This is a genomic window from Pseudomonas petrae, from assembly GCF_021728295.1.
Taxonomy (GTDB): Bacteria; Pseudomonadota; Gammaproteobacteria; order Pseudomonadales; family Pseudomonadaceae; genus Aquipseudomonas; species Aquipseudomonas petrae.
The window spans coordinates 52,125-75,397 of the sequence record NZ_JAKJXE010000014.1 but is presented as its reverse complement, the minus strand read 5'-3'; the positions used below and the strand labels follow the sequence as shown (position 1 = coordinate 75,397).

Below are 23,273 nucleotides of genomic sequence, written 5' to 3'. Positions count from 1 at the left end.
GTCAATGGAGACACTGCAAAATGAATGGCCTGGCCTTGGGAGTGGAGAGGCTAAACAGCCCCACGCTGCTCCGTCGCTTCCGCCAGCATCGCCAGGGTCTGCTCCATGTCGACGATGGAGGCGTCCAGCGTGGCGAAGCATTGGGCGATGCTCTGTTTGTCGTCCACCGTCTGGTGCCCGGTGAGCTCGGTGACGTCGGAAAGCTCAAGCCGGAACAATTCGTTCACGCTGCTGCGAAGTTCGTTTAGTTGATTGAGGACAACGGCCATTTGATTGCGGGTTGCATTGCTCATGTCGGGCCTCACGTTATAGGGACAGGCGCGGTTGGCGTTATTACACACGGGCAAACATGAAAAAGGCAGGGTGTCTAAACCCTGCCTCCTTCAACTAAACAATCGAATCAGCCCGTGACAGGCATCTTCCGAATTATTTAGCAGCGTCACCGCCGTGTGCTTTGGCCAGGGCCTTGGCGTGGGTCAGGTGCTCTTCCAGCTTCGGCAGGGTCGCAGTCGCGAACGCCTTCAGATCAGCGTCTTTGCCCTCAGCGGCTTCTTTCTTGAACAGCGCGATAGTTTGTTCGTGGGCGACAACCTGGTTGTTCGCATACGCCTGATCAAACGACTTCGAGCTGCGCAGTTCGAGGATCATGGCTTTCGCTTTGTCCATCAGCATGGCGTTGTCAGACACTTCCAGCTTCTTGGTGTCAGCGATGCCTTTCAGTTTAGTGTTGGCGGCGGTGTGATCTTTAACCATCATTTCCGCAAACGTTTTCACATCCGCGGAAGTACCTTTTTCCAGCGCAAGCTTACCGGCTTCGACTTCTGCCACACCTTTGGCGGATGCATCTTCGACAAAGTCGTCATTGTCCTGGGCGGCGAAAGCGCCTTGGCTACCGATGGCCATCAACAATGCGAGTGCGGAAGTCTGAATAAGATTTGCCATAGTGAAGTTCCTCTTCTGTCCTTGACGTGGCTTGAGTGCCCGTACTTGTTACGACGCGCTTATCGTATTAATCGTTCAGAGAATTTAATAACGCCCCGCTACCAAGTGATGTTCCGCACGTCCTAACTCAGCAGCAGCTCAGCGTTGCAACGACTCAAACCACTCCCGATAGGGCGTATTCAAAGCCTTGTAGCGATTGAAGTCTGCTGCACCGTCCAACCACCACACCGGACCGCGCTCACCCAGTGCAATCTTTGCCGCATTGACCGAAGCGCGAGCCGCTTTAAGCGCGGCAGCATCTTCGGCGCGTTTGGCGGCCTTGACAGCTTGCCGCGCCTTCATCAACCCATTGACCCACTGCTGCCGCTCTTCTTCGGCAAGGGCCGGGTTGCTGCAGCGCCATAGTTGGCCCTTGACGACGAAATAGCGGCCGTCCGGCGTCGTCGGATACATCACTGGATCCGCGTCACCGTCAGCACCACTGCGGCGATGCGGTCAGCTTCCTGATAGGTCTCGGTTTCCAGCTCTTCGCCGAACACGTCGGGGTCCATCTCGCGATAGGACCAGGCGAGATCAGAACGGTCGATGAGTTTGCGCGCCTGCTCAAGGAAAAGATCAACGCCGTCGACCGAAGGCGCGCCGGTATACAGCAACACGCTGCCGCCCGGAGCCAGTCGCTCGATGGCTTGCGCCAGAATACGCACGGACAGCTCCGAACCCAGCTGATCGCCACCATGGCGGTAGGCACGTTCCTGGCTGTCTTTCATGTAAGGCGGGTTGGCGACGATCAAGTCAAACTCGCCCGTGGTGCCCGCCAGAATGTCGCTGTGGTAGGCGACCACGTTATTGGCCTTGGCCAGCGACGCGTTGACGGCGGTAAACCGCAGGGCAGTGGGGTTGATGTCCACGGCCAGCACACTGGCGTCCCGTCGGGCACGGCCAATCAGAATCGCGCCGACGCCACTGCCGCAGCCGATGTCGACGGCGGTGCGAATCGGGTGCGTCGAAGTGCGCAGGTGTTCTTCGATGGCTTGGGCAAAGCGATAGGTATCCGGGCCGAAGAACACCGAATCGTGAGCCACGGTGGGGAAGCTGGAGTGGACAAACAGCAAATCATCGAGGCTCGACCAACGCACTTCACTGACCCACATGCCGGCGTGGGCACGGAGCACACCGGCGGCGAGCAAGGTTTCGACCTCGGCTTCCTCGAGCAGGCCGGTTTCGAAAGGGCGGCTCCAGCCGAAGACGTCGCGCAGGCTGCGGGCCTTGCGGTTCTGCTCACGCCCATTGACCCGCTGATGGGTCAACGGTGTGACCGTCATGAAGCGATAGACTTCAGCCTCGAGGCGCTGGCCCAGTTGCAGCAGCGCGAGATCGTGGGTTTCGTCAGACATTTCTGGCGTACCGGCTTGCGATTCATCAAGGCGCGGTTCAAGCAGCGTTCGCGGGTTCATCGTGTCAGGCTTCCTTGCGCCAGCTGGCGAGCATAGATTCGGGTGGCCGCCAGACCTTCAGGCGTTGGATGGGAATCGGGAGCGATCAGCTCGACCAGCTTCTCGATCGGCAGAGAAGGGGCGTTGCGCGGCTGTTCGGTGCCGGCAGCTGCGACTTGGCGGCGGCGGAAGCGGGTGCGAAACGGGTTGCTCTGCTCGGACGCCTTCCAGTCCCCGGCGATCCAGTCCTTCAGCAGCTGCATTTCATAGCCGCTGAAAACGCCAAACATAACGGCACCAGGACCGTCGATCAGTTGCCAGAAGCGGCTGTCCTGCGGGTCTTGGTTGCGCTTGATCCAGCCGCGATCTTCCAGCGCGCTGAGCAGCTGACGACTCTGGCCAGGGGTGGCGAGCCAATCGTTGATCGTGCGACCTTCGAGGCGGCAGTAATCCGAGTGCATGTGCTGGCCGAAGGTGCTTTTGGTCTCCAGCATCGAGACCACTTCTTCTTCCAGATCGAAGGCGCGGACGATGTCGGTCGAACCAATGCCCAGATCATTGAGCAGATAGCCCGCGCGCAGACGCTGGAGAAATTCGTTCTTGCTGTCGTCGTTCGGCAACAGATCCAGCACTGCCTGCACTGCCTTGTGGGCATGGCCGGAGCTTGCGTTGTCGATGGTCACGTGCAGGGTGAAGTAATACGGGTCGATGCCCAGTTCACTCAACTCAAAGGCGGTGATCAGCAGATGCAGCGGCAGTTGCTCATAACCGAGGTTGTAGCCGAGGACTTCCGGCAAAAACTCATCGCTCAAGTGGCCGAGACCCAGCTGAATGGCACCCTGCAGATACAGCGCATCGTCGAGCGGCGCGATAGGCGCGCAATCGTGTTCGGTGAGCAGGTTGCGGTACAGCACCACGTGATTCAGTGCGGGCTCGCCGTCGCCCAGCTCTTCAAGGTAGGTGCGGATCAGGCCGTGATAGCGCCAGTCGCTGGCATGCTTGACGGTGCCGTACAGCCAGGCGCCATCCACCAGCTTGCTGGGCGCAACACTTTGCAGGAAATACAGCGCATGGGCTTTGTTGGTGAAGAACTTCCGGGGCCCGCCGGCGCGGCGTTCCTCCAGATAAACGCGGTACCGCTCGGCCACCGAGTGACTGTTGCTGGCCACCCATGCCGACAGATCGTTCAGGTCAGCAGGCAGGTTAGACGGCAGCGTTTTCGCGATCTCCAGTTGCTCCTGGAGAAAATCACGGACGTTATCCCGCTCGGCTTCCACCTGTCCGCGCAGCAGACGGGAATACAGCGAGTAGTGGGCGCCGGTGGATACGTGCGCTGTGGCAGAACGCCCGGAAAGTAGCTGTAAAGAGGTCATGGCTAGCCTGCTGACTTTTCTTGATATGTAGGTCAGAGGGAGGCGGTTCGCGAAAATTCCATCGAGTTGCAGGGCAGTCGATGATCGACACTTGCGGCGGATGGATGGCGCGGATTTCGATTCAATCGAAGCCTCGCGGGCTAAAAGTCGTACACCGTGACCCGACCGCCGCGAGTGTAGCCGCCATCTCCTACGGTGGATCTTCGACCAACCGGATAGTCCCGGTGAATGCATAACCCGTAGGAGCGTGGCTTGTCCCGCGATCTGCCGCGCAGCGGTAGTAATCCAGTGGGCGCGGTATCGCGGTAACACCGAGGCGTCAGGTTTTACGACTGCTACGCAGCCGATCGCGGGACAAGCCACGCTCCCACAATGAATCGCCACCTGACTGTGATTCGCGGTCGACGCGGGCGTACTGGGCGCAAAAAAAACGGCCTCCATTGCGGAGGCCGTTTTTGTGTTTACGCGATCAATCAGGCAACGAAGTCAGTCACATGCAGCTCTTTGACGCCGACCAGCTGGATTTCGAAGTCCGGGGTCGCGTCGGCGTTGATGCTGCCGTAGAGGATCCCGTCGGCAAAACGCAGCTGTCCGGTCGCATCATTCGCGTCAAAGGCGTTGCTGCCAATGAAGGTAAACGCGTCGATCTCCGGTGTCTGCGGATTGGCGTCCAGGGCGCTGAAGTCGAGCAGGTCGCCTTCGGCGCTCTTGAAGCCGTTGATCACGTCGCGCAACGCCCCGACGCCCATGTCGGCGACGGAGTCGAACACATAGGTGTCCGCCCCGGTGCCGCCGGTGAGCGAGTCGGTGCCTGCACCGCCGATCAAACGGTCGTTGCCCGAGCCGCCGATCAGCGTGTCATCGCCGGCACCGCCGTTGAGCACGTTGGCGCCGCTGTTGCCGGTCAGGCTGTCGGCGAAGGCGCTGCCGATCAGGTTGTCGACGCTCTTCAGCGTGTCCAGGCCCGAGCCGCCGGTGTTCTGCTGCGCCGAAGTAGAGAGCGTGGCGGTGATGCCGGACTGCGCGCCAAAGTAGGACACCGTGTCGTTGCCGTCGCGACCGTCCAGCACGTTGTTGCCGATGCCGGCGAACAGCACGTTGTCCAGGGCGTTACCGATGCCATTGGCCGCATCGAGGCTGTCGATGTACAGGTTTTCGACGTTGCTGCCCAGGGTGAACGTCGCCAGGGTGCTGTGCACGCTGTCGATGCCGCCCGAGACGCGATCGGCGTTGGTTTCGATCACGCTGTCGCCGCTGTTGTCGACGTAATACGTGTCGTTGCCGTTGCCGCCGCTCATGCTGTCGGCACCGCCCGCACCGTCAATCACGTTGGCCGCCGCGTTACCGGTGATGAAGTTGCGCAGGTCGTTGCCGTTGCCGTCGATGGCCGAAACACCGGTGAGCACCAGGTTTTCCAGATTCGCGCCAAGGGTCCAGCTGACCGAGGCCTGCACGGTGTCGATCTGCGACGGCGAGTTGCTGCTTTCGGTAACGCTGTCGAAGGCGTTGTCGACGATATAAATATCGTTGCCGTCGCCACCGCTCATGCTGTCGGCGCCGAGGTCGCCGTCCAGCGTGTCGTTGCCGGACGAGCCCACCAGCGTGTCGTCCTGATCGGTGCCGAAGATCATGCCGCCTTCGTTTTGCGCGCCGTCGAAGATGGCCTGCACGCTGTTGTTGTCGCTCGGGTCACCGTGGAAGCCCAGGTCGTCGGCGATGTAGTCGGCCAGACGCTGACCGACGATCTCCGCGGACTCTTCATGCAAGTGCCAGACGTCGTCGGGGTAGACCAGCGGGTCGACTTCGTGGCGCAACGGCAGGTCGGTGTAATCCACCGCAATCTTCACGTCGTCACGCTGGGCGGCGATTGCTTCCTGAGTGGCGCGCACATAGCCAACGCCCTCGACGATGCCGGCGATCTTCTCTTCCGAGAAACCGCGCGCGCGGGCTGCGTCCTGGTCGTAGTGACCGGTTTCCATCATGTACACGTTGAAGTTGCCGAACTGCGCGTGCAGGTAATCGAACACCGCCAGGGTCGCGGCCTTGTACGACGCCGCAGCTGCTTCCTTGTCCGAAGCGCGGGCGATTTCCTGCGCCGCTTCTTCGCCCTGGCCCCAGATGATGCCCATGGTTACGTTGTCGATCGACTTAAGCTCCGTGAGCTGGTCGTTCAACAGGGCCACGGCGCGCAGCAATGCCGGGCCTGGTTGATCGGTGTCGGTCAGCCACCAGCACAGTTTCAGTTCTTCGGCGCCGAGGGTCGACATGCCGTTGACCGTGCTGCCGCCCACCGCGATGTCGATGCCATTGCCGTCGGCGTCGTTGAACTGGCTGCGCACGTCGTAGGTGGTGTACTTGCTCAGGCCGTCGACCAGCATGGTAGTGCCGGACTGGCTGTCGTCTTCGGTCATGCGCAGCAGACGTGCGTTGGACTGACCGAGGGTCGGCAGGAACAGGATGTCCTGGTCCGCCCGCGCGCCGAAGACGAAATCGTCGGCGGTGAGGGTGTTCATGTAATTGCCGCTCAAAGCGATCTCGAAGCGGTGACCGTCGGCGTCGGGCACGCTGGATTTGATGTAGGTCTTGTCACCGGCGGCGTTCAGGCTCAGGTACAGCGTGCCGTTGCTGCCGTCGCCCAGGCCGAGGAAGCCAAGGGCGGAGACGTCGATCTTGTCCACGCCGTGGGTGAAATCGTAGATCGTGTCGGTGGCTGTCACCCCGCCAGTGTTGTAGTCGCGGTAGCTGTCCTGAACGCTGGTGTAGCGGAAGGTGTCGGCACCGTCGCCGCCGTACAGCGAGTCGCGACCTGCGCCGCCGTCGACGATGTCCGGGCCTGCGCCGGCGCGAATGGTGTCGTTGCCGCCCAGGCCAAGGATCAAATCGGCGCCGACGGTGCCGGCGATGGTTTCGCCGTTGTCGGTCCCGGTGATAGTGCTGGCTGGCGCGTCGGCCACGGCCAGGTCAAAGCTGTCACTGACCGACGCGCCCGACGGATCGGTCGCCTTGATCAGCAGCGTGTAGTTGCCGGAGGCCGTGCTGGTGGGCGTGCCGCTGAAGGTCAGGCGGGTGCTGTCGAAGCTCAGCCAGTCGGGCAGGGCGCTGCCGTCGGCCAGGGTCGCGGTGTAGGTCAACGTGTCGTTGTTGCCGTCGGAGAAGCTGTTGCTGGTGACCGCGTAGGTGAACGGCGAGTTTTCCGTCGCGTTCTGGTCCACCAGCGGAATCGCCACCACCGGCGCCACGTTGATCGGCACGTTCTGGCTGGCGAAGACGAAATGGCTGGCGTTCAGGCTGCCGGCCAGATTACCTGCAAGCGACAGTTCGAAACGGTTGCCGTTGGCGTCTGCCACGCTGTCCTTGACGTAGGTGCGGTTGTTGCTGGCGTTGTAGGTCACCTGCAGCGTGCCGTTGAGGCCGTTGCCCAGGCCGGTGTAGCCCAGCGCCGAGACGTCGATCTTGTCGGCAGCCACATCGAAATCGAGGATCTGGTCACTGGCACTGGTGGTCGCTGTGCGGTAGCTGTCCTGGGTGGAGGTGAAGCGGAACACGTCCGCCCCCGCGCCGCCGGTGAGTTTGTCGGCACCGGCGCCACCGATGAGGACGTCGTTGCCGTCGCCGCCATTCAGGGTGTCGTTGCCCGCGCCGCCGAAGAGCTGATCGTTGCCGGCGGTGCCAGTCAGCGTGTCGTTGCCCGGCGTGCCGTTGATCACGCCCGGCGTCACCGGCACGTCCTGCACGGCGAGGGTAAAGCTGTCGCTGACGGTGGCGTTGCTGGCGTCGCTCGCGGTAATCTTGATCGCGTAGGTGCCCGACGCCGTGTTGCTCGGGGTGCCGCTGAAGGTGCGGGTCGCGGGGTCGAAGATCAGCCAGGTCGGCAGGGCGGTGCCGTCGGCCAGGGTCGCGGTGTAGCTCAGGGTGTCGTTGTCCGGATCGGTGAAGCTGGTGCCGGGCACGACGTAGCTGAACGGCGTGTTTTCGGTGGCGTTCTGATCCAGTAGCGGGTTGGCAACGACCGGCGCCTGATTCACCGTCGGGGCGGTGGCGAACACGAAGTTGGCGCTGGTCAGTTTGTCGAGGTAGTTGCCTACGAGCGCGACTTCGAAGCGGTTGCCGTCGGCATCGGCGGTCAGCGACTTGATGTAGGTCTTGTCGCCGGCGTCGTTGAGCACCGCGTACACGGTGTTGTTCATGCCGTCGGCCAGGCCGGTGAAGCCCAGCTTGGAGAGGTCGATCTTGTCGGCGGTGACGTCGAAATCGGTGATCACGTCGCCCAGGTTGGCGCCGCCAGCGTTGTAGTTGCGGTAGCTGTCGGTGCGGCTGGAGAACACGAAGGTGTCCGCCCCGGCGCCACCACTCAGGGTGTCCTGCCCGGCGCCACCGTCGAGACGATCGTCACCGGCGCCGCCCGCCAGGCTGTCGTTGCCGGCAAGGCCCAGCAGTGTGTCGGCTGAGTCAGTGCCCTGCAGCGAGTCGTTACCCGTGGTGCCGGTGAGGGTGCGGTTGAAGATGAAGTTGTTGGCGGTCAGCGCACTGACCAGGTTGCCGGCCAGGATCAGCTCGAAGCGATTGCCATTGGCGTCGGCATCGTAATCCTTGATGTAGGTGCGGTCGTTGCTGGCGCTGTAGCTCACCTGCAAGGTGCCGCCACGGCCGTTGCCCAGGCCGGTAAAGCCCAGGCCGGCGAGGTCGATCTTGTCCTGGGTCGGGTCGAAATCGGTGATGGTGTCGTCGAAGCTGGTGGTCGCGGTGCGGTAGCTGTCGGATTCGCTGGTGAAGCGGAAGATGTCCGCGCCCGCGCCGCCGGTGAGCTTGTCGACCCCGGCGCCGCCGATGAGGATGTCGCTGCCGCCACCGCCGCTGACGGTGTCATTGCCGGCGCCGGCGTAGAAGATCTCGTTGGCGTCGCTGCCCAGCAGGGTGTCGTTGCCGTCGGTGCCTTGCACGGCCACCACTGGGACGGTCGCGCTGACGTAGCTGCCATCGCCATACACCAGCGTGTCGCCCTTGGTGGTGTGGGTGATGGTGTTGCCGATGATGGCGTTGCGGTCGGTGCCGTCTTCGTTGCGCTCGGCCACGCCATAGGTCGACAGGGCGCTGCCGTTGATGGTGTTGCCCTGAACGGTGTTGTCGCTGCCGTTGAAATACTTGCCGGAAACGCCCTTAGTGTCGTCGTAGGACTGGATGATGATTTCCGGTACGCCGCCGCCCAGTGCGTTGTTGCTCAGGGTGTTGTTGATAACGTCGACGTTGTTGCTGCCATAGATGCGCACACCGGCGCTGGCGTTGTCGTGGATGTCGACGCCGGTCATGGTGACCTCGCTGGAGAGCTTGATCAGCACGCCTTCAGCGCCGTTTCCATACACCTCGCCGCCGGTGATGGTGATGTTGTTCGGCGAAGGAATGTTCTCGCTGCCGCGCTGCACGACGATGCCGCCACCGCCGTTGCCGTAGGCGACGTTGTTGCTGAGGGTGAAATCGTGGCTGCTGGTGACCACGTTGAAACCGTGGCGATCGTTGTCGTAGGCGATGTTGTTTTCGAAGGTGCTGTCGCTGAGGAAGTCAGCGACGAAGCCGTCAAGGCCGTTGCCGTGGGACACGCTGTTCTTGATGACCATGTTCACGGTCTGTTCGTGGGGGTCGAAGCCGTAACCGGAGCAGTCCTTGATCTCCACGCCGTCGAGGGTAACGTTGGAGTCATAGCCTTCCTGGCCCGGGATGTAGCCGTTGAACCAGCCGTCGATCTTGCCGGTGGTGTTGTCCCGGTTGCCGTCGATGGTCAGGTTGCTCAACCCGAAGTCATGGGTCTCTTCGCCATAGGCAGAGCGGATGACGCCGGTGATTTTCGTGTCGGAGCCGTCTGCCACCTTGATGTTCGAGACGCCCATGCCGTCGCCGTACATGTAGACGTTGCTCTTGAGCATGAGGCAGCCGTCGGACGGTTCCTCACCGCCTGACACGATGTAGGTCCCCGGGGGTACATAGACCTGTCCTCCGCCAGCCGCCGCAGCTGCATCAATCGCTTGTTGAATGGCCGCGGTGTCGTCAGAAACGCCATCTCCTTTGGCGCCAAAATTTTGGACGTTAAAAATCATGTACTTATCTCCGGTCACAGGCTGAGGTCTCGCTGCGTGCCAATTTCCAATCGGCACTGCAGCAGGTATGACCTAACTGAACGGAAAAGTTGTGGCCGTATGTCGGGAAACCGTCGTTTTGTGACGGTCGGCACATTTGGGCGGTTGTTGGTGTCACCTAATTGACGTTTTGAGGGCTGTGCTTTTCTGGCACTTTTGGGGGTGGGGTAGATCGCGGGGGCATGCGGAGGGGAAGTGGGAACGACTTCAACCGGGAAGATTCCAGTGTGTGCACCCTCAATTTTGCGGTGTGAACGCCGACGTCTTCCCGGCTAAAGCCGGTCCTACAAAGTTTGCGCTCAGCCAGTGCCTCTGGATGCACGCGATGCTTTCTAGTGGGCCGGCTTCAGCCGGGAAGAGGTCAGTGTGTGCACCCTCAATTTTGCGATGTGAACGCCGACGCCTTCCCGGCTAAAGCCGGTCCTACAAAGTTTGCGTTCAGCCAGTGCCTCTGGATGCACGCGATGCTTTCTAGTGGGACCGGCTTCAGCCGGGAAGAGGCCGGTGTATGCACTCTCAATTTTGCGATGTGAACGCCGACGCCTTCCCGGCTAAAGCCGGTCCTGCAAAATTTGCGCTCAGCCAGCCCCTCTGGATGCACGCGATGCTATCTAGTGGGACCGGCTTCAGCCGGGAAGAGGCCGGTGTATGCACTCTCAATTTTGCGATGTGAACGCCGACGCCTTCCCGGCTAAAGCCGGTCCTACAAAGTTTGCGCTCAGCCAGCCCCTCTGGATGCACGCGATGCTATCTAGTGGGACCGGCTTCAGCCGGGAAGAGGCCGGTGTATGCACTCTCAATTTTGCGATGTGAACGCCGACGCCTTCCCGGCTAAAGCCGGTCCTACAAAGTTTGCGTTCAGCCAGTGCCTCTGGATGCACGCGATGCTATCTAGTGGGACCGGCTTCAGCCGGGAAGAGGACGGTGTGTGCAACCTCAATTTTGCGATGTGAACGCCGACGTCTTCCCGGCTAAAGCCGGTCCTACAAAGTTTGCGTTCAGCCAGTGCCTCTGGATGCACGCGATGCTTTCTAGTGGGACTGGCTTCAGCCGGGAAGAGGCCCGCGTGAGCACCCTCAATTCTGCGAGGTAAATGCCGACGCCTTCCCGGCTAAAGCCGGTCCCACAACGTTCGCGGGACCGCTAGGCCACTTCGGCCGGGGCGCAGCGCAGGCAGTCGCGGCCTTCGTCCTTGGCGGCGTAGAGGGCTTTGTCGGCCATGGCGATGAGGACTTCAGCGCTGATCTTCGGTGCGCTGGCGATGGCGACACCGAGGCTGATGGTGACTCTGGCGCCATCGCCCAGTACCGGGTGGGGCACATTCAGCGCGGCGACCGCCGAGCGCAGGTTTTCCGCCAGCGCCCTGGCCTGGGCCGGGTGGGCGTGGGTCATGAGCACCAGAATTTCTTCGCCGCCGAAGCGGAAGGTCAGGGCGTCGGCTTTCTGCGCGACGCGCTGGATCACGCCACTGAGCAGCTGCAGGCAGGTGTCGCCCTGCAGGTGCCCGTAGTTGTCGTTGTAGGATTTGAAGTGATCGATGTCCAGCAGGATGACCGCGACGTTCATGGGCGTCTGCGCCGCGCGGCTCCACAACGACGCCAGCACCTCGCCCTGAAAGCGCCGGTTGAACAATTGCGTCAGCGAATCAATGCGCGCCAGTTCACCCAACTGCGTTCGCAGCAACTGCCCGCGCAACGCAAACAGATAACTCAAGCGGTTGCCGTGTTCCAGAAACCACGACGCCATCATCAGCAGCGCCGCGGTGGAGAAGAACAGCAGCACATTGGCCTGCCAGATCTGAAAGTCCGCGAAGTCAGCGAGGTAAGTGGTCACCAACTGGATGACCAGCATGCAGGCCATGGCGACCGCCGCGCAGCGCACAGGCACCTGCTGGATCACCGTGCAATACACCATGATCAGCAGCATCCCCAGCTGATAGTGCAAGCGGAACGGACTTTCGCTGAAAATCATCGCCACCAGCGGCATCACCGAACACATCACGGTGCCGATGGCGGCCGTTGTTTCGACAGTGCGTCGGGTGCGGGCACGGCCCGCGATGATCAACAGAACAACGAAGATGGGGGTCATCAGGCAGACCCGGCCGAGCGCCACATAGGGAAACATGTCGTTGAGGCTGAGCCAGTCACTGACCATAAACAGGTTGTAGATGAGGATGCCGCCAATACCCACGGCGGTCAGAAACTGGCGGCGTTGCTCGAGCGTCTCGGCCTCGTAACGACGCTCCAGGTCGGCGCTGAAACGCAGGCTGCGAAAGCGCGACGCGATGGTGCGATCAACCTCGGCGAGAAGTTGCGCGTCATTGGGGCCAGGTCGATCGAGGACGAAGGAAAGCATGTGGCACCAAAGGGGTGGGTTGACCGGACTATGACATGATTGTTGATGTCTCAGTGCCATCATTTCGTAGGAGCGCTCGTTTCGCAAGGACTGATCGAATAAGCTTCAGGTGTGCGATGGCCGCGTTGAGCGCCAACAGGTTGGTCTGCGGGGAGATGCCGGTGATGACCTCCAGAATCTGCCCGATGAAGCGATTGCAGGGAAATGATTGCAGTCTGTCTGCCGGTCTATCGGCGGGCGGTGCGATAGATGAATGTCTTCCTGCGCAAACAGGCCTCTGTCTGACTGGAATCTGACAGTCGGTCGTGGGCGTACGGCTGCATGTCATATAAGTGGGTTTGATCGAAAAAATTGAGGCTCAGCAGAAGGAATACCCGCTTTTATTGCGCCCGATTAAGGCCAACAATCCGCCCATACCATTCCCGTCCCCAGGATCGACCATGAGCCTCTCGCCATTCCACCTCGCCATCCCCGTCTATGATCTCGCCGCCGCGCGCCACTTCTACGGCGATGTATTCGGTCTTTCCGAAGGCCGCTCCAGCGAGCAATGGGTCGATTTCGATTTCTACGGCCATCAACTGGTCATCCACGAGCACCCGAAGACCACTTCCCAGGAATCCGTGCATTCCAACGCGGTGGACGGCCACGACGTGCCGGTTCCGCATTTCGGCATCATCTTGCACTGGGCAGAATGGGAGGCGCTGGCGGAGCGTCTGCGCGCCCGCGAAACCAGGTTTGTCATCGAACCCTACATCCGCTTTCAGGGCCAGGTCGGTGAGCAGGCGACCATGTTTCTGTTCGATCCGTGCGGCAACGCGCTGGAGTTCAAGGCGTTCAAGGACATGAGCCAGCTCTTCGCCAAGTAGCCGTCTGCCAGATAGCCCTCAGCGGGTCGGGTGATTCAGCGTGTCAATGACGCAACGGCGAAACAGGTCCAGCAGCGGCGTGTGCCGCTGCAGGTATTTGCTCACCAGCACGATCTCGCGGAAGAAGGTCATCTCACCGAGGTCGATGATTCTCACGTCTTCTGCGTGCTCCAGCCACAATCCGGCCATGGACACCAGCGACACGCCGAGCCCGGCGCGGACCATCTTGACGATCGCGTCCAGCTCGTCGAGCTCCAGGGTTTGCCGCACCTCGAACTTGCGCTCGCGCAGGAACTGCGTGACACGGCGGCCGCCGAACGAGCGTTGATCGTAGCGAATGAATGGGTTGTCGCGGAGGATCTGCCGTGGGTCGTCGCCCTGCATGTTCGATGGCGTGATCAGCACGAAGGGTTCTCTGGCGATGACCTCCGCGTGAAGCTCCTTGGGCAGGGCGAACGGCGGCTTGATCATGATCGCCAGGTCGAGCTCGCCGGCGTCCACCTGACTGAGCAGGTTCAGCGACACCCCCGGCACCAGACTGGCTTCGATGAACGGCGCCTTGCTGCGCAGCGCGACCAGGGCTTGCGGCAAGATGCCGGTCTGCGCCGTGCTGATGGCGCCGATGCGCAGCGCGCCACGGAAGTCATTGGCGCTGTCGGGGCTGCCCATGCGCCCGAACAATTGCAGCATTTCTTCGGCAAGTGCCACGGCGCGCTGACCGGCAGCGTTGAGGGTGGCGGCGCGACCGGTGCGGTCGAACAGGGTGACGCCCAGGGTGTCTTCGAGGTTCTTGATCTGTGCGCTAACCGCCGACTGCGTCAGCCCGACCTCACGTCCCGCCGCCGCAAAAGTGCCTCGGCGCGCGACGCAGACGAAGGTTTTCAACTCTCTGATCATCGTCAGGTCCTGGGATGGAAATTCAAATCGGGCAGGGCACATCGACAGGCGGCCGGCAGCGGATAGTAACCAGTGCCGTCGACAAATAAAAATGCCGCCTCAATGGGCGGCATTCTTTATCGCGGGACGCTTAACGATAGCGTTCCAGCCAGTGCGCGTACGGCGCAGGCAGCGTCCACGAAGCTTTGTCGACGCCCAGCTCTTTGGCGGCGAAGTACGGCCAATGCGGATCCGCCAGGTGCGCCCGGCCGATCGACACGAGGTCCAGCTGACCGTTTTGCACAGCGGCCTGAGCCAGTTTTGGATCGCCAAAACCCCATGCCGACGTCACCGGGATACCCGCTTCGCGGCGGACGCGTTCGGCGATCGGGCCCATGAAGGCCGGGCCCCACGGGATGTTGGTTTCCGGGATGGTGAAACCGACGCTGACGCTCAGCAGATCGAGACCGCCAGCCTTGAAGCGGCGCGCCAGTTCGATGGATTCGCTGAGGGTCTGCTCGTCACGGCCGTCGTACTCGATCACACCGAAGCGCGCGGTCAGGGGCAGGTTTTCCGGCCAGACTTCACGCACGGCGGCGAGGGTTTCCAGCAGGAAGCGGCTGCGGTTGTCGAAGCTGCCACCGTAGGCGTCAGTGCGCTGGTTGGAGTGTTCGGAGAAGAAGCTCTGGCCCAGGTAGCCGTGGGCGAAGTGCAGCTCGATCCACTCAAAGCCTGCTTCACGCGCGCGGCGCGCGGCGTCGACGAAGTCCTGCTTGACCCGGGCGATGTCGTCGAGGGTCATTTCCTGCGGGACTTTCGGCAGGTTGGCGCCAAAGGCGATGGGCGAGGGCGCGATGGTCTGCCAGCCACGGGCGTCATCGGCGGCCATGTGGTCGTCGCCTTCCCATGGACGGTTGGCGCTGGCCTTGCGACCGGCGTGGGCGATCTGGATGCCCGGGATCGAACCGGCTGCCTTGATCGCTTGCACGGCAGGGATGAACGCCTGGGCGTGCTCGTCGCTCCAGATACCGGCGCAACCCGGAGTGATGCGGCCTTCCGGGGAGACGGCAGTGGCTTCGACGACCACCAGACCGGCGCCGCCGCGGGCCATGCTCGCGAGGTGAACGTGGTGCCACTCGTTGATGACGCCGTTGTCTGCCATGTACTGGCACATTGGAGGAATGGCGATGCGGTTACGCAGGGTCACGTCCTTCAGCGTGAAGGGTTCGAACAATGCAGACATGGAAATACTCCTGATGATTGAATTCGCTTGTTCGATAGTATTCGAAATATGGCGGAAGATGAAACCCCTCGCTATGATGTGCGGCATGCGCGCCTTCAAACATCCGTTACCGACCGAACTCACACTTGAGCGTTTGCTTTACGCATTAAGTGACCCCGTACGTCTCGACATCGTTCGCCGTCTTTCCTCGGTGGCCGAGGCGACCTGCGGTGAGCTCGACGGCGGGCGGCCCAAGTCCAGCATGTCCCATCACTTCCGGGTCCTGCGCGACGCGGGCCTGGTGCACACGCGCAACATCGGCACCACCCACATGAATTCCCTGCGCGCCGAAGAGCTGGATGTCCGCTTTCCGGGTTTGCTGCGCATCATCCTGGCGCAGGATTGAGCACCACCGTTTCAGATGGTCGGGGCAGAGGTTGCCCTGAAACGAAAATGGCCCGATCACAGGATCGGGCCATTTTTTTGCGCTAAACGCGACGCTTGGACACTTCCTGGGTCGTGGCGACGTCCTGCTTGACGGCGTTCGGGTCCAGCTCAGGCTTGCCGGTCTGACGCGTGGCCTGTTCGATTCACCCTGGATATCGTCCAGATTGAAGTCGATGCCCTGGGCACGCAGCTGCTCCTGAATCTTGCCGCCAACGGCCTGGGCCACTTGCGCGATACCGCTGCCAACTGCCAACTGCCAACTGCCGCTGCTCGCCAGGTTCAGACCGCCACGCACGACGCCTTGGGAATGCCCCGGTAGACAAGATTGTCGTAGCCGGCAGGTTTAACTCGGTCATCGCAGATCCAGTGGCAGTTCCTCTGGTCATGGGCAGAACGCAAAGGCTCCCTGCGCGTACTTCAATAACCCTCGCGGTTTTTAGTTGGTTTTAGGCAGGCGGGAAATAAAATACTGGCAAAAGGCCTAAACTTTAAAAATGCCGGGAAATCAAAGGTCTGCAAGCAGATCAAACTGGGATTAAAGCTATTCAGAATCGCGATATTGCGTCACGCCGGACACTGTCCTTAGCGACCTCCTATCCCACCGTACTTATTTCCTCTGAGAAATCCTGATGAATACCCTCACCGCCGATGACCGCACTCAGGTAACTCGGGAAGCCACCGTCGAATACTGGAAACACATCATTCCCATTGTGCAAATCGCGTTCGCGATACACGTGCTCCTGCTCGGTCTGTTCCTGGTTGTGGGTCTGTCCGTGATGTGGGCCACCAATGCGGCCAGCGTCATGGCCTATATCGCGTGCCTGCTGGCGATCAAGCGTCGCTTGTACCGATGCGCCGGCATGCTCATCTGCATCGAAATCATCGCCCACGCGGCCATCGCCACTTGGGTCCTGGGCTGGGACAGCAACTTCCACCTGTACGTCTTCTGCATCGTACCGATCATCGCCTTCGGCTTTCATTCCTCGCCGGTGCGCCGCGGCTGCCTGAGCGCTGCCGTGCTTATCGTCACGGTGGGCGGGTACCTCCTGCGCAACAAAGTGCCCGTCATCAGCATCAGCGAGAACGCCCAGGACCTGTTCGGCGCGGCCAACGCATTGACCGCCACCGCGTTGTTGCTGCACGCCACGGCGTTGTCGGTGCGCTTCAACCTGTCCATGCACATGAACCTCTATCACTCGGCCCATCGCGACAGCCTGACCAACCTCTACACCCGGCGCCGCGTGCTTCAGCGCTTGCGTCAGTTGGGCGGCGGCCGCCGCGAGATCCCCACGGCGCTGGTGCTGATCGACATCGATCATTTCAAGCAGATCAACGACCAGTACGGACACGACATGGGCGACGTGGTGCTGCAGCAGGTGGCCGACGTCATCGCCCGATGCGTGCGCACCACCGACATCGCGGCGCGCTGGGGCGGCGAGGAGTTTCTGGTCTTGATGCCCAACACCACCCTGGAGGATGCGCAACTGATCGCGGAGCGGATACTGACGCACATTCGCGAGCAGGCCGGGGAGATCAGGCAGATGAGCCTGAACCTCACGGCGACCCTTGCGGTGGCCATTCTGCAGGATGGGGAAACGTTCCGGGATGCGCTGAACCGGGCGGATCAGCGTTTGTATGAGGGCAAGCAGGAGGGGCGCAATCGGGTGATGCGGGCGGAGTGAGGGCGTTGGGACGCAGCTTTTGATCTCAGTGTGACCGGCTTCAGCCGGGAAGAGGCCAGTGCATACGCCATCAATTTTGTGGCGTGACACCTGACGCCTTCCCGGCTAAAGCCGGTCCCACTGAATGCGCGCGGTGTGTCAGTGGCGGCTGTTTTTGATCTCAGTGGGACCGGCTTCAGTCGGGAAGAGGCCTGAATGTGCGCCGTCGATTTTGTGGCGTGACACCTGACGCCTTCCCGGCTAAAGCCGGTCCCACTGAATATGCGCGGTGGTTCAGTGGCGGGGGTTTTTGATCTCAGTGGGACCGGCTTCAGTCGGGAAGAGGCCTGAATGTGCGCCGTCGATTTTGCGGTGTGAAACCTGACGCCTTCCCGGCTAAAGCCGGTCCCACTGAAAGCTCGCCCGACGGCCTACCAGACGGCAACGTTTGCCCGGCGGGCTGATTGACTGACAAACACATTCACAACCACCGATTACTCATGGACTATAGGCGCCATTTGGCGGCCTCTACAGGGGGCCTGCGCTCGCAGCTTCAGGATCCCGTGAATGAACATCAAGATTGAAGCGCTGATCGCTCGCAAGATCGGCTTCGCCTCCCACCAGAATGCCGTTCCCCTCGTGCGTGAATTGAGCCTCTGGAACCAGGAAGACACCACCCTCGAAAACCTGGTGCTGACGCTGAGCACCGACCCTGATTTCGTTGAAAGCCGAAGCTGGAATATCGACCGCATCCATCCCGGTGATCGCCTCAGCATCCCGGAACGCGACATCAAGCTGAACGCCGGTTACCTGTCCGGCCTGACGGAAAGCCTGAGCGCCGACGTGGTAATGCGCGTATCCCAAGGCGAGACTGTGCTCGTCGAACAGCGCTTCCCCACCGAACTGCTCGCCCGGACCGAATGGGGCGGGTTGAGCGCGATGCCGGAACTGCTCGCCGCGTTCTGCATGCCCAATGACCCTGCGGTAGACCGCGTGTTGAAAGCGGCCTCGCAAGTGCTGCGCCGTGCCGGCAAGAAAGACGGCATCGACGGCTACGAAAGCAAATCCCGCACGCGCACCTGGGAGCTGGCCTCCGCCATCTGGTCGGGGGTGTGCAGCTTTCAATTGAGCTATGCGTTGCCACCCGCCAGTTTCGAGCAGCAGGGCCAGAAAATCAGGCCGCCGAGTGTGGTGCTGGAAAACGGCGTGGCGACCTGTCTGGATACCGCGCTGCTTTTTGCGGCCGCGCTGGAGCAGGCCGGCTTGAATGCACTCCTGGTCATGACCAAGGGCCATGCGTTTGCCGGCGTCTGGTTGCAGCCTCAGGAATTTTCCCAGTTGCTGACCGATGAAGCGTCGGCCGTGCGCAAGCGTCTCGATTTGAAAGAAATGGTGGTCTTCGAGACGACCCTCGCGACCCAGGCGCCCGCGCCAAGTTTTTCCCGGGCGGTGGCCGCCGCCGAGCGGGAGCTCAACGACGAGCAGTTCATCATGGCCATCGATGTGCACCGCGCCCGGATGCAGAAGATTCGCCCGATGGCGCTGGTGTCAGCGGTTGCTCCAGTCGATGGCGCCGACGATGCACCGCCTGTGATTGAAGGGCTGGAGGAAGCGCCGTCGCTGCCGGCGTTCGATGTCGAGATCAATGAAGACGCCTCGGGCCCGGCCGGAAAACTGACCCTGTGGCAACGCAAACTGCTCGATTTGACCACGCGCAATCGTCTGCTGCATTTGCCGGACAGCGCCAAAGGTGTGCGTCTGCTGTGCCCCGATCCGGCGGCCCTTGAAGACCTGCTCTCCAGCGGTCAGCGCATCCGCGTGGTGGCCGTACCTGATCTGAAAAGCAGCGGCCGTGATGAGGCCTTGTATGAACAACAGAACAACGAAAGCCTGGTAAACGAAGTGGCCCGTCAGGCACTGGCGCGCGGCGAAGTCCTGGCCAGTCTGGAGAAGGTCAAGCTTGAAGCCACGCTGATCGACCTGTTCCGCAAGGCTCGCAGCGATCTGGAGGAAGGCGGGGCCAACACACTGTTCCTGGCCATCGGTTTCCTGAAGTGGAAGAAAAGCGCTGACGACCCGAAAACCTATTCAGCGCCTCTTATTCTGCTGCCGGTGAAACTCGAGCGTAAAAGCGCCTTGTCCGGCGTCACGTTGAGCCTGCTCGACGAGGAGCCGCGCTTCAACCTGACCTTGCTTGAGCTGCTGCGCCACGACTTCGAGCTGTTGATTCCCGGGCTGGACGGTGAGCTGCCCAGCGATGGGAGCGGCATTGATGTGGCCGGCATCTGGAACAGCGTGCGCCGGGCCGTGCGCGATGTGCCTGGATTCGAGGTGAGCACCGAGCTGGTGCTGGGCACCTTCTCGTTTGCCAAATACCTGATGTGGAAAGACCTGAACGCCAACGCGGCGCAGCTGCTGCAAAGCCCTTTGGTCAAGCATCTGCTGGACCCCGACGCAGCGGGTGAGGGCTTTTCGGGCTCGGCCGAATTCCCCCGGCCCGAGCGTCTGGATGCGTCAGTCACCCCGGCTCAGCTCTTTGCACCCTTGCCGGCCGACTCTTCGCAATTGGCAGCGGTCGTGGCATCGGCCAACACCCATAGCTTTGTCATGGACGGTCCGCCCGGCACCGGTAAATCCCAGACCATCGCCAACATGATTGCCCACAACCTGGCCCTCGGTCGCCGTGTGCTGTTCGTGGCAGAGAAACGCGCGGCCCTTGACGTGGTGTTTCGTCGCCTGGCCGAAAAGGGCCTGGGCGAGTTCTGTCTGGAGCTGCATTCAAGCAAGGCGTCGAAGGTTGAAGTGCTCAAGCAGCTGGACCGCGCCTGGGACGTCAGTGAGGCCTTGAGCGCCGAGGAATGGGAACGGGAAGCCGCGCGCTTGCAGACCCTGCGCTCACGGCTCAATCAGTTGGTCGACGTGCTGCACCGACGCTGGGATAACGGCCTGACCCTGCACCAGTCGATCGGTCGGGTGGTTCGCGACCACGGCCCTCAGACGCCAAGGCTGGGCTGGGAGACGGGCACGCAACACGATGGGGCCGAGTACGCCGAGTTGCTGGATCTCGCCCGTCGCCTTGGCCTCAATGGCACTGCCGCTCGCGACCTGTCAGGAAAATTCGGCGCCCTGGCGCAGACCCAATGGTCGAACGCCTGGCAGGCACAGATTGCCGGTGCCGCAAGGGAAGTGCCCCAGGCGCTCGATGAATTGAATGCCGCCAGCGAACGGCTGCTGGCACTGACCCACATGCCATTGCCAGTGGCTGAAGTAGCCCAGGTCCAGCAGCTGCATGATCTGACCGCCCTGATCTTTGAATCCCATGGCCTGAACCTGTCGTTTGCCTTTGCACCCGATGCTGCCGCGCGTATCGAGGCGGCCCGGCGCAGTTGCCAGTTGCTCGAGAGCTATCGGGAGCTTGAAGAAACCCTGTCACTGGATTACGCCGATGAAGCGTGCCGTCGTGTACCGGTCTCGCCAATGCGCAACGAATGGCACGAAGCCGAGGGCAAGTTCTGGTTCCTGGCGACGTTCGCCAAGAAAAAGGTGGCGAAGAAACTCGCCTCTCTCGGTGGCGCGGCAGGCCTGCCGGACACCGTCGGCGACCTCACCATTTTTGAACGCCTGCAGGCTCAACTCATGGAGCTGGATGCGTTGGCCAGCGACATGCAGTCGATCCCCGGCTGGCAAGGCCTGAACAGCGACCCGGTGCGCACGCTGCAGGCCGTGACCCTGGCTGAGCGTTTGCGCGGCATGCTGATCGGGTTGGCCGAATCACCCGAACACCTGGTTGCGTTGCGCGGCGCCGTTGCGCGTCTGGTGATCGACGCGAACGACATGTTGGCGCCGAGTGGGCAAATCGCTATCGCCGTATCGACCTTGCAACAGGCGTTGTTACGCGTTGGGGCGGCCGCGCGGTTGTTCACCGGCCTGGCGGGCACAGGCACCGAGACACAGCCGAGCGCGGCTGCGCTTAGGGCGACGTCACTCGCCATTCAGCAGCAGGAAGCGCAGCTCAAGGCGTGGTGCGACTGGTGCCGGGTGCGCGAACAGGCGGCCGAGGCCGGCCTGGCCAATCTGGCCCGGGCACTGGAAACCGGCAGCCTGTTGCCGTCTGCCGCCGAGGAGACCTTCGTCACGGCCTATGCTCACTGGTTCGCGACCCAGGGCATCGACGGCGAACCGTTGCTGCGCAATTTCGTGGCGGCCGAGCACATGAGTGACATCGGCGCATTCGTGCGCCTGGACGACGAGCTCGCGAAACTGACCGTGCGCTATATCCGGGCCAAGCTCTGCGGCTTGATTCCGTCCAAGAACGACATCCCCAAAAGCAGCGGCTTTGCCATCCTCAAGCATGAGTTGCAGAAGTCGCGCCGGCACAAACCGGTCCGGCAACTGGCGATCGAGATGGGCGATGCGCTGAATCGCCTGGCCCCGTGCATGCTCATGAGCCCGTTGTCGATTGCGCAGTTCCTGCCCGCCGACCAGCCGCCGTTCGATCTGGTGATCTTCGACGAGGCGTCGCAGATCGCGCCGTGGGACGCCATAGGGTCGATTGCCCGGGGCAAGCAGGTGATTATCGCCGGTGACCCTCGGCAGATGCCGCCGACCAACTTCTTCAGCCGTGGCCCGAATGCCGGCGACGACGACACGGCCGAAGACATGGAAAGCATCCTCGACGAATGCCTGGGGGCAGGGGTGCCAAGTCACAGCTTGAGTTGGCACTACCGCAGTCGCCATGAAAGCCTGATTGCTTTCTCCAACCACCGTTACTACGACAGCAACCTGATCACCTTCCCGGCGGCGGAAACCCGCGCCAGTGCGGTGGAGTGGCGCAAGGTCGAGGGCGTGTATGCCAAAGGCAAGGGGCGCTACAACCAGGCCGAAGCCCAAGCCATCGTCAATGAAACCGTCAAGCGCCTCACCGACCCTGTGTTTGTGGCGGCGGGTCATTCCATCGGCATCATCACCCTCAACTCGGATCAGCAGAAGCTGATCAACGACCTGCTGGACGCGGCCCGCAAGCAATACCCGCAGATCGAGCCGTTCTTCCAGGACACCCAGACCGAGCCGGTGGTGGTCAAAAACCTTGAAACGGTCCAGGGCGACGAGCGTGACCTGATCATGCTTGGCATTGGTTATGGCCCCACCGAAGCCGGTGCGCCGGTGATGTCGATGAACTTCGGGCCGCTCAACAAAGACGGCGGGTGGCGCCGGCTCAACGTTGCCATCACCCGGTCCCGCCGGGAAATGCTGGTGTTCACCTCGTTCGATCCGTCGATGATTGACCTCAACCGCACCAATGCGCGGGCCGTGCGCGATTTGAAGCACTTCATCGAGTTCGCTCAGCGTGGGCCGAAGGCGCTGGCGGAGGCGATCCAAGGCTCGGTAGGCGGTTATGACTCGCCGTTCGAGGAGGCCGTCGCCCAAGGGCTGAGGCAACTGGGCTGGCAGGTCGTCCCGCAGATCGGCGTGTCACGTTTCCGCATCGATCTGGGCATCGTTCACCCTGATCGGCCGGGCGACTACCTGGCGGGTGTTGAGTGCGACGGCGCCACGTATCACAGCGCTGCCACCGCGCGGGATCGGGACAAAGTGCGCGGGGCGATTCTCAGTGGCCTGGGCTGGAACCTGCTGAGGCTGTGGTCCACCGACTGGTGGGTGGATAAACAGGGGGCGTTGCAAAAGCTGCACGTGGCGCTGAACGATCTGCTGGCTCAATCTCGATTGGACGTCGCTCCTAGCTTGGCCGATGACGCCGTCACCGCGCCGGTCGTGGTCGACTTCGCCGCGGTGCCAGAACCTGAGGCTACAACTGAAGCTGACGCGGGTGGCCGCTTAGGCCAATGACGCGCGCTCCATGGCAGAAATCCCGGCAGAGGAGGCGCAGGCTGCGGCGAGCAGGGTCGATACGTCTGACCGGGTTTTGGGGGTATAGAGATCACTTTTCGAGATTGATGGGGTATCCCGCAC

Annotated in this window: 13 protein-coding genes and 2 pseudogenes; 4 read left to right on the top strand and 11 right to left on the bottom strand. The window is 61.8% G+C overall.

Translation table 11 applies throughout. The annotated features are described in order from the left end of the window. Positions 1-50: 50 nt before the first annotated feature. From L4G42_RS21515 to L4G42_RS26450, 8 genes and pseudogenes are all read right to left on the bottom strand, one after another. On the bottom strand, positions 51-293 hold the full coding sequence (locus L4G42_RS21515; RefSeq protein ID WP_237253407.1) for a hypothetical protein: 243 nt from the start codon (positions 291-293) through the stop codon (positions 51-53). A 133-nt stretch (positions 294-426) separates the two neighbouring features. Beyond that, a complete protein-coding gene (locus tag L4G42_RS21510; protein WP_237253406.1) occupies positions 427-942 on the bottom strand; it encodes a DUF4142 domain-containing protein in 516 nt (171 codons plus the stop codon). 138 nt (positions 943-1,080) lie between these two features. Then, positions 1,081-1,395: a hypothetical protein gene (locus tag L4G42_RS21505; RefSeq protein WP_237259654.1), complete on the bottom strand. Its 315-nt coding sequence runs from the start codon at positions 1,393-1,395 to the stop codon at positions 1,081-1,083. Then, positions 1,395-2,336 carry a methyltransferase gene (locus L4G42_RS21500; RefSeq protein ID WP_237253459.1) on the bottom strand — a complete coding sequence of 314 codons (942 nt, stop codon included), beginning with the start codon at positions 2,334-2,336 and terminating at the stop codon, positions 1,395-1,397. Before L4G42_RS21500 ends, L4G42_RS21505 begins: the two co-directional genes overlap by 1 nt. Positions 2,337-2,392: 56 nt before the next feature. Next, a complete protein-coding gene (locus L4G42_RS21495) occupies positions 2,393-3,748 on the bottom strand; it encodes an iron-containing redox enzyme family protein (RefSeq protein ID WP_237261192.1) in 1,356 nt (451 codons plus the stop codon). A gap of 473 nt (positions 3,749-4,221) precedes the next feature. After that, positions 4,222-9,837, bottom strand: coding sequence for a putative Ig domain-containing protein (locus L4G42_RS21490; RefSeq protein WP_237261189.1), 5,616 nt, complete (start codon positions 9,835-9,837; stop codon positions 4,222-4,224). 1,182 nt (positions 9,838-11,019) lie between these two features. After that, positions 11,020-12,231, bottom strand: a complete 1,212-nt coding sequence (locus L4G42_RS21485; protein WP_237253402.1) for a GGDEF domain-containing protein — start codon at positions 12,229-12,231, stop codon at positions 11,020-11,022. A 115-nt stretch (positions 12,232-12,346) separates the two neighbouring features. Next, a pseudogene (locus L4G42_RS26450) lies at positions 12,347-12,418 on the bottom strand (hypothetical protein); the annotation flags it as partial. Positions 12,419-12,671: 253 nt separating this feature from the next. Between L4G42_RS26450 and L4G42_RS21480 the strand changes: the two are divergent. Further along, positions 12,672-13,097 (top strand): VOC family protein, encoded by a 426-nt coding sequence (locus L4G42_RS21480; protein WP_065988806.1) that lies wholly within the window; start codon positions 12,672-12,674, stop codon positions 13,095-13,097. An 18-nt stretch (positions 13,098-13,115) separates the two neighbouring features. On the opposite strand, the gene L4G42_RS21475 is transcribed toward L4G42_RS21480, so the two are convergent. After that, positions 13,116-13,994 (bottom strand): LysR family transcriptional regulator, encoded by an 879-nt coding sequence (locus tag L4G42_RS21475; RefSeq protein WP_237261187.1) that lies wholly within the window; start codon positions 13,992-13,994, stop codon positions 13,116-13,118. Positions 13,995-14,124: 130 nt separating this feature from the next. Next, entirely contained in the window at positions 14,125-15,216 is a 1,092-nt protein-coding gene (locus L4G42_RS21470; RefSeq protein ID WP_237253400.1) for an NADH:flavin oxidoreductase/NADH oxidase, read from the bottom strand. 85 nt (positions 15,217-15,301) lie between these two features. On the opposite strand from L4G42_RS21470, the gene L4G42_RS21465 reads away from it, so the two are divergent. After that, positions 15,302-15,601 (top strand): ArsR/SmtB family transcription factor, encoded by a 300-nt coding sequence (locus L4G42_RS21465; RefSeq protein ID WP_237253458.1) that lies wholly within the window; start codon positions 15,302-15,304, stop codon positions 15,599-15,601. Between the two features lie 103 nt (positions 15,602-15,704). Here the strand turns inward: L4G42_RS21465 and L4G42_RS21460 are convergent. Then, positions 15,705-15,943, bottom strand: a pseudogene (locus tag L4G42_RS21460) (hypothetical protein); the annotation flags it as partial. 328 nt (positions 15,944-16,271) lie between these two features. On the opposite strand from L4G42_RS21460, the gene L4G42_RS21455 reads away from it, so the two are divergent. Next, a complete protein-coding gene (locus tag L4G42_RS21455; protein ID WP_237253399.1) occupies positions 16,272-17,324 on the top strand; it encodes a GGDEF domain-containing protein in 1,053 nt (350 codons plus the stop codon). Positions 17,325-17,870: 546 nt separating this feature from the next. Then, a complete protein-coding gene (locus tag L4G42_RS21450; protein WP_237259656.1) occupies positions 17,871-23,150 on the top strand; it encodes a DUF4011 domain-containing protein in 5,280 nt (1,759 codons plus the stop codon). The last annotated feature ends 123 nt before the right edge of the window (positions 23,151-23,273 follow it).